Origin of the sequence: Psychrobacter sp. APC 3281, assembly GCF_030407815.1 — a bacterium.
Taxonomy (GTDB): domain Bacteria; phylum Pseudomonadota; class Gammaproteobacteria; order Pseudomonadales; family Moraxellaceae; genus Psychrobacter.
This window is the reverse complement of sequence record NZ_JASDCS010000004.1, coordinates 47450-63186: the sequence shown is the minus strand read 5'-3', so window position 1 is coordinate 63186 and position 15737 is coordinate 47450. Positions and strand designations below refer to the sequence as shown.

Below are 15737 nucleotides of genomic sequence, written 5' to 3'. Positions count from 1 at the left end.
CTAGAAAATAACCATCAGCGCATGTGAGTCAACGCTGTGCGGGAGTTAAATTGTCGAGATATTAATGGTTAGCAGTCTATGAGTCTATGAGTCTATGAGTCTATGAGTCTAGATTTATGTTTGATAAAACAGACTGAATAGGCTTATTTTGATTAATTTTATTGACCTATATCGATAAGCGCGACATACTCGCTGTCTTAATTTTGCCAAGGAGGGCTATCATGTTTAGTACATTTGCGATTGTCATCACCCTATTATTACTCATGTTTTTTGCTTATCGCGGTTATTCTGTGCTGATCCTAGCACCGATTATGGCGACGCTGGCAGTCTTACTATCAGGTGACTTCTTAAACACCATCCCCGCTTATACCGATGTTTTTATGGGCGCGTTAAGTGGATTCTTGCTTAAGTTTTTTCCTATATTCTTGCTAGGGGCACTATTTGGCCGCCTAATGGCAGACTCTGGCGCAGCAACCGCCATTGCCAATACGGTCGTCGAAAAGCTCGGTGCTAGCAAGGCCATCCTTGCGGTGATTTTGGTCTGTGCTATTTTGACCTATGGCGGCGTATCGTTGTTCGTTGTGGCTTTTGCTATTTATCCAATCGCCAAAGACTTGTTTAGAGCAGCCGATATCCCAAAACGTTTGATTCCAGCAGCGATTGCTCTAGGATCATTTACGTTTACGATGACTGCACTGCCAGGCACGCCAGCCATTCAAAACGCTATTCCCATTCCTTACTACAATACCAACGTATTTGCCGCCCCTATCTTGGGTATCATCGGCGGTACGATCATGTTTATTTGTGGTTGGATGTGGCTGCAATCACGTGCCAGAAAAGCCAATGCAGCGGGCGAAGGCTATGGTCAGCATGATGAAGAGGATACAGGTAGCATTGGTGCGGCGGCAAAAGAAGCTGAGGTATTAAACACTCATCACACTTCTTTTACCATTGCGATGATTCCGCTGGTATTGGTCATTGGTTTGAACGCTATATTGACCTATGTGGTATTCCCGTCGATAGATTTCAGTAGTCTACAAACTCAGTTCCCAGACTTGAATATCGCAGGCTCACTTGGGTTATGGTCAATTATTATCTCGTTGGTCGTGGCTTGTGTGGTGTTAATTCTGCTACGTATTGGACACTGGAACAACCTACAAAAAACCATCAACCGTGGTACTTATGATTCGATGTTGCCGATTTTTAACACGGCATCAGAAGTGGGTTACGGTGCAGTTATCGCGTCGCTCGCAGGCTTCCTTATCATTCGTGATAGCATTTTAAACCTTACCCCTGACAACCCTCTGATCTCAGAAGCCGTCGCGATGACCACGCTTGCTGGTATCACAGGCTCATCGTCTGGTGGTTTGAGTATTGCGCTGTCGACCTTGGGTGAAGATTATCTGCGCATGGCCGTCAATGCGGGCATCGACCCTGAGCTAATGCATCGCGTAGCCGTCATGGCGGCAGGTGGTCTTGATACGCTTCCGCACAGTGGCGCTGTCATTACCTTGCTAGCCATTTGTGGTCTGACCCATAAGCAGTCTTATTTAAACTTGGCGATGGTTACAATGGTCATTCCGTTGGTCGCTGTAGTCGCTGTGATTATCTTAGGTACGATGTTCGGTTCATTCTAAGCTAACTTAGTCGCTTAGCTATTTATTGTGACTAACTATTGGTATCTAGGTGAATAATGGATAAATAAAAAACCCACTCGGCATACTGCTTGGTGGGTTTTTTCATGGCTGATTGATAACTATTCTATAACTATCAAATACGATGCAAGGCTATTGTTTATGGTTAATAAGTGCTTGCCAAATGAGAAGTAATTACCAAGGAATATCACAAATTTATTTGATTTACGGTATCATAGGCACACTTTTTGAATTTTTATTATTTTTAGAAGTTTTTAGCATTAACGATGTCGCATCGATGAGCGATGAACCGCTTAAGATGTTCGATAACTAACCCGTTTATATAAAAATATAGGTGATTTTGTGCGTGAGATTCTAGTAACCAGTGCGCTGCCCTACGCCAATGGCTATATCCATTTGGGGCATCTTGTAGAATATATTCAGACTGACATTTGGGTACGTGCGATGAAAGCGCAAGGCCATCAGGTCACCTATGTCTGCGCGGATGATGCACACGGTACGGCAATCATGCTCAAAGCAGAGGCCAATGGCGTAACGCCAGAGGAACAAATTGCCTCAGTTAAAGCCTCACATGAAGCGGATTTTTCAAAGTTCCTTATCAACTTTGATAACTACCACAGCACGCATTCAGAAGAAAACAAACAGTTCTCTGAGCTGATTTATCGTCGTCTCAATGATGCTGGTCATATCAGCACAAAGGATGTCGAGCAGTTATTTGATCCTGAAAAGCAATTATTTCTAGCTGATCGCTTTGTCAAAGGTACTTGTCCAGAGTGTGATTCACCAGACCAGTACGGCGATAACTGTGAAGTATGTGGCACCACTTATGATGCAACGGATCTAAAAGACCCACATTCGACACTGTCTAATGCAACGCCTGTGCTCAAAACCTCTAAGCATTATTTCTTTGACTTGCCAGAGTTTGAACAGTTCCTAAAAGACTGGACGCGCAGTGACAACCGTTTGCAAACGTCAGTCGCCAACAAACTTCAAGAATGGTTTGAGGCAGGACTTGCCAGCTGGGATATCTCACGCGATGCACCCTACTTCGGTTTCCAAATCCCAGATACCCCAAGCGATGAGCCAGACAAATACTTTTATGTGTGGCTAGATGCGCCAGTTGGCTACATGGCAAGCTTTAAAAACCTCTGTGATAAGCGTGCAGGAACAGACCAAGCGCTTGATTTTGACCGCTACTGGGCACAAGAAAACGAGCACAAAACTGAAGTTTATCACTTCATCGGTAAAGACATCGTTTACTTCCATGCCTTGTTTTGGCCAGCGATGCTAGCAGGTAGTGAACTGCGTACGCCGACTGGCGTCTTTGCCCATGGTTTCTTGATGGTCAATGGCGAAAAAATGAGTAAGTCACGCGGTACTTTTATCAAAGCCGAGACGTATGCTGAGCACTTACATCCTGAATACCTGCGTTATTATTTCGCCAGCAAACTGTCTGATAAAGTTGAAGACATCAACTTAGATTTAGAAGACTTTATGCAAAAGGTCAACTCTGACTTGGTTGGTAAAGTCGTCAATATCGCCAGTCGTAGTGCAGGGTTCTTGGTTAAGAAGTACGACGGTATGCTGTCAGAAGTTTGCGTCGAGTCAGAGCTATTAGAAGACATCACCAAAACGGGCGATGAGATTGCTGCTGCTTATGAGAATCGTGAATTCTCGCGTGCTATGCGCCTAATCATGCAATGTGCGGACAAAGCTAACGAATATATCGATGCCAAAAAACCATGGTCACTAGCGAAATTGGAGGGTACTGAGCAAGAAGTTCAAGACGTCTGCTCGGTCGCTATCAATATCTTCCGTCAATTAATGGTTTATCTTGCGCCAGTGCTACCTGAATTGACTAATAATGCCAAAGAGTTTTTAAACCTTGATGACTTAAGTTTTGCCAGTCGTAATGAGTGGTTACTAGGTCATAAAATCAATAAATTCAAACCACTAATGCAACGTATCGAAGAAAAAGATATTGAAGCGATGGTAGAAGATTCTAAAGCATCATTAACTCAAGCAGACGCTCCTGCCGCGACTGATAATAGTAAGCCTGCCGCAAAAGATAAAGCATCTGCAACAGATGCTAGTACTGATGCCGAGCAGACTGACTATATTGGTATCGAAGACTTTTCCAAAGTTGAGATGAAAGTCGCACACGTTTTAGAGTGTAACCATGTCGAAGGTGCTGATAAGCTACTACAGTTCACGCTAGATGTTGGCGAAGACAAACCTCGCAATGTGTTTAGCGGTATTCGTAAGTTCTATGAGCCTGAGCAATTGATTAATAAAAAGGTTATTTGCGTGACCAACCTTGCCCCGCGTAAGATGAAATTTGGCGTATCAGAAGGCATGGTATTGTCAACTGGCGAGCCAAAGACAGGCTTAACTGTCGTTACCTTGCCAGATGCTTGTGTTGTTGGCGACGTACTGGCATAAAGGTTATTTTTAGGATTAAAAAATAAAAAAAGATGCCCTAAGCGGCATCTTTTTTTATGGCTGATTTAGCAAATGGCTAAAAACCAAGCCTGATACTTATCTACTCAAAATACTTATCTACTCAAAATATCGATAATCTGTAAAGTATCATTAATCACCGTCACAATGTTATTTTCTGGCGTACGAATACGAACGTAACGGTCATCATAACGATCTAAAACGACAGAGCGGTCATAATCCCTTCTATCAATCTTGCCGACTACTCTATAACCGTATCTATCAAGATCACGCTTAAATGAGGCGTTAGGACTAGCATTGCGATAAGCGTTAATACTTGGGTGGGCGTTGCCACTATGCTTATAGTTTTTACTAACATGGGCAGAGTTACCTTTGCTATTACCGTGCCCGTTTCCATGACCATCTTTTGCCATAGCAGGCAATCCAATCAAAGAAGTAGCAGTGATACCGGCGATGGTTAATAATTTAAGATTAGCAGTGTTCATAATATTATCCTTAAAATGGTCATTCGAAAAATTAGATAAATAATAGCGTATATTTCATATCCACTATTCAGCACAATGTCACCAAAATGACTGGATTATCCTTAGACCTATCGTGTTTCTCGTATGAAAATTAGCTTACGTTAATTATGAAGTGAGTACGTAATAGATGCGTTGCTAGGATGTAAGCCTTTTGCATATGTTTTCAGCAAACAAAAGTACTCTAGCGGCATCTGTTATATTCAGATCTACACAAGAGCTTCAATGCATCACGCGTCTTGATAAGATAAAAAGAAGTGATGATTTTTTTATTATCCATCACCATGACCGCTACACATTAATTTCTTATTGCGATAACTTACATTACTGTCATAATATGAACATAATAATCGATGGAACGATTACTTTATTTAATTGTTAGCCTGCTATCTTAGCATCAACATAGCATTGACTTGGCTAATCTGCATTCTTCAATATCATGGTAAAAAACCAAAGTACACCAAACAGATGAGCAAAATGACTACTATATAAATTAGTAGGCTCAGTCAGTCTGGCCGTATCTACTTGGTTTTTGCGATTGATATAACCTATGAGTTAACCTAATAATGACTATCGCTTCTACTCTACGCTTAAGCCTATATGGCGTTGCTCTTAGCGCCATTAGCACACTGGGACTAATCGGCTGCTCAAACTCCTCTACCGAGACCGCAGCGACTGCTGAAAATAGCACGGCTACAGACAAACCTGCCAAATCTATTGCCATTACTCAAATCGTTGAGCATCCATCATTAGATGATATGCGCCGCGGTATTATTGATGAGTTGGCAGATAACGGTTATGTCGAAGGTCAAAACCTAACTGTTAACTTTCAAAGTGCGCAAGGAAACACAGCGACTGCAGGACAGATTGCCAAGCAATTTGCAGGAGACAACCCTGATGCGATCGTAGCAATCTCAACGCCTTCTGCGCAGTCAGTGGTAGCCGCGACCACCACTATCCCTATTATCTACACTGCTGTGTCAGATCCGCTAGGTGCCAAACTCATCACGGCAGATGGCAAGCCCTTTCAAAGCAATTTGACTGGACTCTCAAGCCAGTTGCCGCTAGAGCCGCAGTTGGATTTGTTACAGCAGATAAAACCCAACTTAAAGACCATTGGTTATGTCTATAGCCCAGGTGAGGCAAACTCAGTATCATTGCGTGAAAATTTAAAACAAGCTTTGCCAGCAAGAGGTCTGTCACTATTAGACATTCCTGCCAATCGTCCAACGGATATCGGTATGGCGACGCGCAGCTTGCAAGGACGTGCAGATATTATTTATACCTCATTTGACAACAATGTTGCCTCTGCCTTTGAGGCCATGACCCAAGCAGCAAATGAGCTAAAGTTACCGATTATCGCGTCTGATGAATTCAGTGTAAAACGCGGCGCGACTGCTGCGCTTGGTGTTAATGACTATGACTTTGGTCGTACCACTGGCAAGATGGTATATCGTGTGTTAAATGGCGAAGCGGTCAACACCATCAAACCTGAAGTCATGAATGATCTGACCTTATATGTCAGTCCTAAGCACGCCAAAACACAAGGTGTCAGCTTGCCAGCAGAGTTACTAAAAAACGCCATCAATGTTGATATTGATGCCGAAACCAAATAAAAAGTAGTAAGCTATCTATTAGCTCGTCAATTATTTATATAGTGTACGGACACACTATTATTTTAGGAGTAAGACCCATGTTGTCTCAAAATCGTTTTGGTCGTTTTAATTTTGGTAAGGCTTTATTATTAGGCGGTGTATGTACTGCTATCTTGACTGGTTGTAACCAATCAGCGCAAGATGATGGCTCCACGGATGCTGCCGCTAGTGGTGATGCAGCGACAGCTATGAAGACCGTTGCTATTACCGCTATCGTCGAACATCCGGCGCTTGATGATGTACGTAAAGGCGTCATCGACGAGCTAAACGAAGCAGGCTTCAAGGACGGTGAAAACTTAACCGTTAACTTCCAAAGCGCACAAGGAAACACTGCTACTGCTGGTCAGATTGCCAAGCAATTTGTCGCTGATGCACCAGACGTTATCGTCGCTATCGCAACGCCGTCGGCGCAGTCTGTTGCCGCTTCTACTAGCAGCATTCCATTGGTATTCTCAGCAGTTACTGATCCAGTAGCCGCAAAACTGGTACCTAAGTTAGATGGATCTGGCACCAACGTTACAGGCGCATCAGATGCCCTACCGTATGAGCCACAAATTGATTTGATGCGTCAAATCATTCCATCATTAAAGAACGTCGGTTATGTCTATAGCCCAGGTGAAGTCAACTCAACGATTATCTTAAAAAATCTAAAAGAGAAGTTAACACCACTCGGTATCAATGTATTAGAAGCACCTGCACAGCGTAGTAACGACATCGCGATGGCAGCCCGTAGTCTCGAAGGTAAGGTCGATATGATCTATACTTCAACTGACAACAACGTAGTATCAGCGTACGAATCACTTTATCAAATCGCCAAACAAAGTAAGATTCCTCTAATTGCCTCGGACACTAGCTCAGTTGAACGCGGTGCTGTTGCTGCTCTAGGCGTGAACTACTATGAGCTTGGCCGCGAAACTGGTAAAATTGTCGTACGTATCTTAAACGGTGAAAAAGCAGGTGCTATCCCAGTTTACACTCCACAAGCGCTTGATCTATACGTCAGTCCAAAACACGCTAAAGAAGAAGGCATCACGTTGCCACAAGCGGTTATCGATAAAGCAAAAGAAGTGGTAGAATAACGCACCTTTGTATTTGGCTCAAAATAGCAGGTATAAATAGGAAAGCGACACGAATCAATACTGTGTTGTCTACCTTAAAATATACGGCTAATAATTAAACAAGAAACCCAGCTATGAGTCATTAGGCTGGGCTTCTTGTCTAAACAGAGTCTTTTTTTTGCAAGCGTGCTTAATAGTGCTGTATTTGTCTGGCCATTTATCTGATACTTGTTAAATAGATGATAGGTCTATTGATTGCATTGCAGTGCCTTAAACCATCGCTTCAAACCAAGGTAGCTTATGATCGCTGTTAATCGTGATATGTTTTGGTTTACCCTAACCGCAGATTGCTTAATCTGTTAAATTCACCGCTTAGCTGTTTAGCAGGTAGATGATTTTGGCAATTGCCATTTAATTATCTTGGTACCATACGCTAGACACTTGGTTATGACTTACTGATCTCTTATGTCTTTAATTGCTTTTTTTGGTGCGCTTGAAAGTGGTCTGATTTATGGCCTAGTAGCACTCGGTGTGCTTATCTCATTTCGTACGCTCGACTTCCCTGATTTGACCGCTGACGGTAGTTTTCCGTTAGGTGGCGCAGTCGCTGGTATTTCTATCATCGCTGGTATCAACCCATGGTTGGCCTGTGCTTTTGGGATGTTAGCAGGTTCAGTCGCTGGTATCGTCACTGCGTGGTTGCATGTCAAACTTGGCATCTTGCAACTGCTTGCCAGTATCTTGGTCATGGTTGCCTTATATTCTGTCAACCTACGCATCATGGGCGCGCCAAACCTACCCTTGCTTGGCGAAACCACAGTGTTTAGCACCTTGGTGACCGATGGTAATGGTTATTGGATGCGCTGCCTAATTATTGGTGTCGTTGTCGCAGCTGCCATGTTATTTTTGAACTGGTTCTATAGCACTGAGACAGGTCTGTCGATGCGTGCTACTGGCTCAAACCTAAGAATGGCACAGGCGCAAGGTATCAATACTTCGTGGATGACCATCATCGGTATGGCGATTTCTAACGGTTTGATTGCCCTAGCAGGTGCACTGTTTGTCCAGACTCAGGGTGGTGCAGATATCTCAATTGGTATCGGTACAATCGTCATTGGTCTAGCAGCGGTCATCATCGGTGAGACCATCATTCCTGCCAAGCGTATTTGGCTGATCACCTTTGCCGTTGTTGTCGGCGCGGTATTGTACAAACTGTTTATTCAGGTCGCACTATCAAGCGATACGCTACGTAGCATCGGCTTTGGACCACAGGATTTGAACTTGATTACCGCATTGCTCGTGGTACTAGCCTTGGTATTGCCAAAAGCAAAAACCAAGTTTTTATCACGCAAGGTTCGCGCCTAATGACAGTCAAAGCAAGTATTTATAATACTTGCGATGCTTGAAGAGACAATAAGGAATAACGATTATGATGCAAGCCACCGATTTACGGTTGACCTTTAACCCAGGCACGCCCATCGAAAACCCTGCCCTACGTGGTATCAGCTTAAATATTGCTGATGGTGAATTTGTCACTGTCATCGGTACCAATGGCGCAGGTAAATCTACTTTTTTGAACGCAGTAAGCGGTACGACACGCGTCGATAGTGGCTCAATCTTGCTAAATGGCATTGATGTGACCAAAAAATCTGCCCATCAACGCGCGCATTGGGTTGCTCGTGTTTTTCAGGATCCGATGGCGGGCACTTGTGAAGCGCTAACGATTGAAGAAAATATGGCTTTGGCCTACAAACGTGGTGGTAATCGCGGTCTGAAATTTGCACTGAACCAGAACAACCGCGATTTGTTTCGAGAAAAACTATCCGTTTTAAAATTAGGTTTAGAAAATCGTCTAACCGATCGTATGGGCTTGCTCTCTGGTGGTCAACGTCAAGCGGTAAGTCTGCTAATGGCATCATTGCAGCCCTCTAAAATCTTGTTGCTTGATGAGCATACTGCAGCTCTCGATCCTAAGACTGCGGCGTTTGTCTTAGAATTGACTGATAAGATTGTCACGGACAATAAGCTGACTACGATGATGGTCACCCATTCAATGCAACAAGCCTTAGCACATGGCACACGCACCGTTATGCTACACCAAGGTCAAGTCGTGTTGGATGTGGCTGGTGACATTCGCAAAGGCATGACCGTACATGATCTACTCGATATGTTCGAGCAAACACGTGGCGAAAAAGTTGAAGACGACAGTTTGATTTTGAGCTAAGTTTTTGAGCTAATGCTGTCCATGACTTACGACTTATAAATTTGTACCTGTCGGATATAACCATTTCCGATAACTTCAAAGACCTTCAAGAAAATTGATTTTTCTTGGAGGTTTTTTGTTATCTATAGTTAATGATCATATAAACTTTTTACTGACCATTATATAGTTGTCGTCTAACAAAGCTTCGCTGTTGCCACTTACTATATGAGGTCTGTCATGCGCAAAATTCCTATCTACTCCCACCCTGCTGCTGGTTGGCCTGCGCTGATCTCCTCTACCCAAAAGCTAATGGACTATAAGACATTTTTGCGCGGCGGTATAAGCGTATTTAAAAGCAATCAGCCCCAAGGCGGATTTGACTGCCCAGGCTGTGCTTGGCCTGACCATAAGTCACACAAAGCTATCGATGTCTGTGAAAACGGCATTAAAGTCATTGCCAGTGAGACCATGACCCACAAAGCAGATGCCGAGTTTTTTGCAAGGCATACCGTTACTGAACTACAGGGCTGGACTGGTTACGAGCTTGAGCACAGTGGTCGTTTATCAGAGCCGATGTATTACGATGCGGCGCAAGATCGCTATGTTCCTATCCCTTGGGAAGCCGCTTACAGCTTAATCGCTGAGCAGTTAGGACAGCTAGATTCGCCTGATGAGGCATTATTTTATACGTCAGGCCGTGTGACTAATGAGCCTGCCTTCTTATTTCAATTGTTCGTACGCTGCTTTGGTACCAATAATTTGCCTGATTGCTCAAATATGTGTCACGAGCCAACCTCAGTAATGCTAAGCAGACAGCTAGGTATTGGTAAAGCGACCGTAATGCTAGAAGATTTTGAGCAGGCCAAGCTGATATTGATGTTTGGGCAAAACCCAGCGACTAACCATCCACGTATGCTAGAGATGCTCGCTCATGCGCATGAGCAAGGCTGTCAAATCATCTCAATTAACCCGATGCGTGAACAAGGCCTGAGTAAGTTTAGAAATCCGCAAAAACCAACACACATGGCCGCCGGTCAAAGTGCTGACATGGTCGATGATGTTATTCAAATTCAAATCGGTGGTGATGCAGCGTTATTAACGGGCATTGCCAAATGGCTAATCGAGAACAATAAAATCAACCATGAGTTTATTACCACTCATACTTCAGGATTTGAACCTCTAAAACAGTGGCTGACAGAGCAATCATGGACAGATATCACACTTGGCTGCGGTATTTCTCAGACAGATATTATTAATCTCGCTGAACTCGTGGCCTATAGTCCAGCAACGATTTGCACTTGGGGCATGGGCATTACTCAGCACGTACAGGGTGATGACAATGTCGCAATGATTACCAACTTGCTCCTTCTGATGGGCATGATTGGTATCGATGGCGCTGGTGCATCTCCAGTGCGTGGGCACTCCAACGTACAGGGCGATCGCACCATGGGTATCCATGAACGACCTAGCAAAAGCCTACTAGACAGTTTAGAGCGTGTGTTTGAGCACCCTATGCCGCAAGAGCATGGCTACGATGTCGTCACAGGTGCCAAGGCTCTTATCGCAGGTAAACTAAAAGTCTTTATGGGTATGGGTGGTAACTACGCAGTGGCCGCCCCTGATACCAGCGCTATTGAGCAAGCCTTAACCACTACTCAGCTTAATATATTTGTCGGTACTAAGCTCAATGAGACCATGCTATACCCAGGTGCTAACAATTTGATCCTACCTTGCTTAGGCCGTACCGAGCGTATTGTCACAACAAAGGGTGAGCAGTTTGCCACTATCGAAGACTCTATGTGTCAGATCGTACCTACTCAAGGTAAGCTCAAACCTGTTAGTGATACTCTAAAATCTGAAGCGCAAATCGTAGCGGATATCGCGACTCATGTACTCGGCGCCGACTCGTCTATTCCTTGGTTGGCGATGAGTGAGGATTTCGATATTATTCGAGACTATATCGCTCAAGCTATTAACGGATTTGAAGACTTTAATCAGCGTATTCGCACCTCTGAGCGTGGCTTTCATTTGTATCATGCGGCGCGTCATCGTGTATGGAATACCGAGAGCGGCAAAGCTCAGTTTGAAGTACCGCAATATCCGATTACTTTTGTCGCAGCACAAATGGCAGCCGCAAACGATATCGATGAGCATGCAGATACAGCACAAAAAGTTTGGCAGTTGACCAGTGTCCGTAGCCATGACCAATTCAACACTATGATTTTTGGGTTTAAAGACCGCTATCGTCAGACGGATCGCCGTGATGTGCTATTCATGCACCCTGATGAAATAAGTCGTTTAGGTTGGCAAAAAGGTGACCGTGTTATGGTCACTCGCCAGCGTGCCAAAGACAGCCTAGAGCAACCGCGCGTATTAGGCCCATTGGTATTGAGCGAGATGGATATTGCCTCTAACGCTGTCGCTGCTTACTATCCTGAGTGCAACGACCTCTTTGATTTAGAGACACATGCGCCAGACTCTCATATCCCAGCGTACAAATCGACGACCGTCGTTTTAGAGCGCGTAGAGGCAAATACATCGATAGCTACGCCTGCGTAAATCATACTGCGGAGAGCTAATGAGAATGACTTTTTCATTGGCTCTACCTCTATATGACTATAAGCACACTCATAATTTTAGGCCATAATAAATCGTGATAACCATTGAAAATAATGCTGAACAAAGTGAGGCTCTTATCGGCCCCGCTATGATAGATAACTCAACCGACATTAAGAGAGTTGTACCTAAATCACCTAACGATAATAGGTTGTCAGAGACACCACTTGCTCGTAGTCACTTAGCACAAAAGCATCATTACCCGTCAGTTATTAGCAACCCTAATAATGACTCTCACCTTCAAATCGAATCTCAGACCACCAGCTTAGCAGTCGAAGCTGCGGTCTCTATCATTATTAATGGGATTCATTATGCTGTGCTGATGGCCAGTCCTCATCAGTTAGAGTATTTAGCGGTTGGGTTCTTATTTAGCGAAGGCTTAATTCAATACAGTCACGAGTTACTCGACTGGGAAGTGACTCATCTTGCAGATCTAGCTAGCTATCAGCAGTTTGCTCAAGATTCGAATGACGAAGATTTTGATTCAGTATCAATTGAACAAAGCTTAGAACAATTTCAAGATTACGATATCTATGTCGTGGAGTTGGTATTGAGCCAACGCTGCCATCAACGTATACAGGCACAAAAGCGGCAGCTCGCAGGGCGTACAGGCTGCGGTATGTGCGGTATTACTGGACTAACGCAAGCTTTGCCTGATTTAAGTACTTACTCACAAGACCATTTACACCATGAACATAACCGACAGACAGGTATAAATGGCATTCAAACGAGCGCACCAAGTCTTGACTCCCTATTGGCACTGCGTCAACAAGTGGATGCCGCGCAACATACGCATCAACTGACAGGTGCGGTACATGCCGCAGCGACGATACATAATCAGCAGCTACATTTATTCGAGGATGTAGGCCGCCATAATGCACTTGATAAACTCATCGGTTGGCAATTACGCCAAAAAGCAGACGTTAGCTGTGTGCTTATGACTTCGCGTCTCTCTATTGAACTGGTTCAAAAGTCTATTCGAAGTCAAATCCCGTGGCTAGTTGGCATGTCAGCGCCTACCAGTACAGCAGTGCGCGTGGCTGAGCGTTATGGCCTTGGATTGGCTGGATTTTTACGTGATAACCGAGTCACTTACTATACCAAACAAGATAATATATAAAAATTCACTTCTACTTGTTCATTGAGAGCAACCATCATCTATCGCTCATTATCTATTTTTCTAATGAAAGCTTCAGCTAACCATTCATGGTTATAACTTAGCTCATAGCGATATATCACTCGATGCTACTAATAATAAAACCTTATCTTTCAATGCTTTATTAAAAATATTATTAAATCTCTTTAAATAAATACTTATATATCATCTTCGGTCATTGTTTGGTAAATATCGGATAATGTTTGAGGTTAATGACATAATAGGTTACTCTTATCCCGCAAATATGTTACAGGCACTTAACAAATATGTAGTTTTATTTATTAATGCCGCTTAGTAACACATCAATCGCAATAGATGAGTAGAGATTTCTCAGCTATTGTTTATTACAGCTGATAAGGCTGTCTAAATCGAGTTCGGGTCATTTTATCATGGCTTAGTGCTTATTCGTAATTCCGCTATAGACACTCATCACATGAGTTTTCTTTAGCATGTAGCTACCTTTGTGTATGCCTATTAATAGCGTGATGGTTTACCCATTAACTGACGCCTATTGAAAGTAGTCCCTGTCTTTTTGATTTGACAGTATCTGTCTCATTAAGATTTGGGCGTAACACTTAGCATTTGCTTACCACTGCAGTTGGTATTTTCGCTATTTATATTAGCCACATACGTTCGGTATGAGGACTGTGTAGGCTATGCTGTATTCCTAATGGTTTGGTATCTTTCATTTTTGCTGAACTTTATTCATCAACTAACAATTGCGAGGTCTGAGTTTGAAAACTGAGTCATTGTTCCAATTTTCATCATTAACGATTATTTTATTATTATTAGCATTTTATGGCGGCACCTATTTACTGTCCTTATTAATCAAAAAAGATAAAGAGACCACTTCTGGATTTATGGTCGCAGGTCACGGTGTTGGCTTTGGTATGGGTGCAGCCAGCATGACCGCCACTTGGATTTGGGCAGCCTCATTTTACGCTGCGGCCACCTCTGGCTATAAGTACGGCGTATCAGGGCCGATACATTATGGCTTTTGGGGTGCATTGATGATTTTATTCATCTACCCTTTTGGTATGCGCTTTCGTGAATTGGCACCAGATGGCCATACACTAGGTGAACTGATTCATGCCCGCCACGGTTCATCAAGCCAATTAATCTTAGCCATATCCAATATTATGGGCAGTTTAATTAGCTTGATGGTCAACTTTACCGCTGCTGGGGCATTGGTGTCAGTCCTGTCGCCATTATCGTTCCAAACAGGGGTAATGGTCGCAGGTATCGGTGTCCTGAGTTATACATTGACATCAGGGTTTCGAGCATCTGTCTTTACGGATTTCGCCCAGTTGGTCGCTCTAATGGCCATTGGCATTGTCATTATTCCCGCCGTGTTATTTGGCATGGGTGGCCCTGAGGTTATGGTCAGCGGGCTGTCGAACCTGACGTTAGAGCAGCAGAACTTTTTCTCCTCTGAGGCATTCTTTCAACAAGGTGCGCCCTACTTCGTCGCTGTATTAGCATATGCTATCGGTAATCAAACCATCACTCAGCGATTATTCGCGATTGATAAAACCAAGATTAAAGCGACGTTTATCACTGCTACAGTCGGCTATGCTGGTATCGTTATTGGTCTTGGTATGATTGGACTAATGGCTGTGACGATTGGCGTCGAGCCACTCGATGGCAATATGAATAACCTCATTCCTCAAATGGTCAGTACTTATCTGCATCCTGTCTTTATCGCCTTATTCTTTATCTTAGTGATTGGGTCGTTGTCCTCGACCGCTGACTCAGATTTATCAGCGCTATCAACCATTATGATGGCCGATGTCTATGGTAAAAACATCGCCAAAAAAGGCCATGTTAAACCTAAAACAATGATGCTAATTGGTCGCGGCACGATGATTGTTGCGACAGCAGCTGGACTAATTTTTGCGAGCTTTAAGCTCGATATTCTCGTCATGCTAGTATTTGTTGGTGCACTATGGGGCGCTATCGTCTTCCCTGTCATCGCCAGTGTGTTTTGGAATCGCGTCACCAACACTGCCTTTACCTCAGCAGTTATCGTCGGACTACTCTTATTTTGCGTTGCCCGTTTCGAATTACTCCCAATCACTGGTGTCACCGCCCTATTCTTTGAAATACTGGCCAGTGTCGGTGCAGCGGTTGTTATTGGGCTAATGGTCTTTGGATTCTTAGGTCGTAAGATTGGCATGGTCGCCGCAGCTATCACGCTTGTGCTGATGCTTATCTTCGCTACTGGCTTCTTACGTCAATATATGGTCCTGCTAGCTTCTCTAACAGCTTACGGCGCTAGTACTGTCGTCTGTGTGATTATCAGCCTGATGGGGGATGAACACTTCGACTTCGATTTAATTAAGCAGCGCGTGGGCAATTACGATAAAAAGTCGGAAATCCCATCGTCACTTAAATCTTAAACCAAAGTCGCTTT

Annotated in this window: 10 protein-coding genes; 9 read left to right on the top strand and 1 reads right to left on the bottom strand. The window is 43.7% G+C overall.

The features are described 5' to 3' along the window. The first annotated feature begins 221 nt into the window (after positions 1–221). Positions 222–1637 (top strand): GntP family permease, encoded by a 1416-nt coding sequence (locus QL886_RS04110; protein ID WP_201572660.1) that lies wholly within the window; start codon positions 222–224, stop codon positions 1635–1637. Positions 1638–1997: 360 nt separating this feature from the next. Continuing rightward, positions 1998–4097 carry a methionine--tRNA ligase gene (gene metG / locus QL886_RS04105; protein ID WP_290177721.1) on the top strand — a complete coding sequence of 700 codons (2100 nt, stop codon included), beginning with the start codon at positions 1998–2000 and terminating at the stop codon, positions 4095–4097. Between the two features lie 113 nt (positions 4098–4210). Here the strand turns inward: metG and QL886_RS04100 are convergent, their stop codons facing one another. Beyond that, complete coding sequence (locus QL886_RS04100; protein ID WP_201572656.1) at positions 4211–4600, bottom strand: hypothetical protein; 390 nt, start codon at positions 4598–4600, stop codon at positions 4211–4213. Positions 4601–5202: 602 nt separating this feature from the next. Between QL886_RS04100 and QL886_RS04095 the strand changes: the two genes are divergently transcribed. From QL886_RS04095 to QL886_RS04065, 7 genes are all read left to right on the top strand, one after another. Further along, positions 5203–6252, top strand: coding sequence for an ABC transporter substrate-binding protein (locus tag QL886_RS04095; RefSeq protein ID WP_290177720.1), 1050 nt, complete (start codon positions 5203–5205; stop codon positions 6250–6252). A gap of 77 nt (positions 6253–6329) precedes the next feature. Beyond that, positions 6330–7370, top strand: a complete 1041-nt coding sequence (locus QL886_RS04090) for an ABC transporter substrate-binding protein (RefSeq protein WP_160020900.1) — start codon at positions 6330–6332, stop codon at positions 7368–7370. A gap of 444 nt (positions 7371–7814) precedes the next feature. Further along, a complete protein-coding gene (locus tag QL886_RS04085) occupies positions 7815–8714 on the top strand; it encodes an ABC transporter permease (protein WP_101204314.1) in 900 nt (299 codons plus the stop codon). A 64-nt stretch (positions 8715–8778) separates the two neighbouring features. Then, entirely contained in the window at positions 8779–9573 is a 795-nt protein-coding gene (locus tag QL886_RS04080) for an ABC transporter ATP-binding protein (protein WP_057759272.1), read from the top strand. 216 nt (positions 9574–9789) lie between these two features. Then, positions 9790–12111, top strand: coding sequence for an FdhF/YdeP family oxidoreductase (locus tag QL886_RS04075; protein WP_290177719.1), 2322 nt, complete (start codon positions 9790–9792; stop codon positions 12109–12111). 148 nt (positions 12112–12259) lie between these two features. Next, entirely contained in the window at positions 12260–13288 is a 1029-nt protein-coding gene (locus QL886_RS04070) for a formate dehydrogenase accessory sulfurtransferase FdhD (protein WP_290177718.1), read from the top strand. A 785-nt stretch (positions 13289–14073) separates the two neighbouring features. Beyond that, complete coding sequence (locus QL886_RS04065; RefSeq protein ID WP_356625745.1) at positions 14074–15723, top strand: sodium:solute symporter family protein; 1650 nt, start codon at positions 14074–14076, stop codon at positions 15721–15723. The last annotated feature ends 14 nt before the right edge of the window (positions 15724–15737 follow it).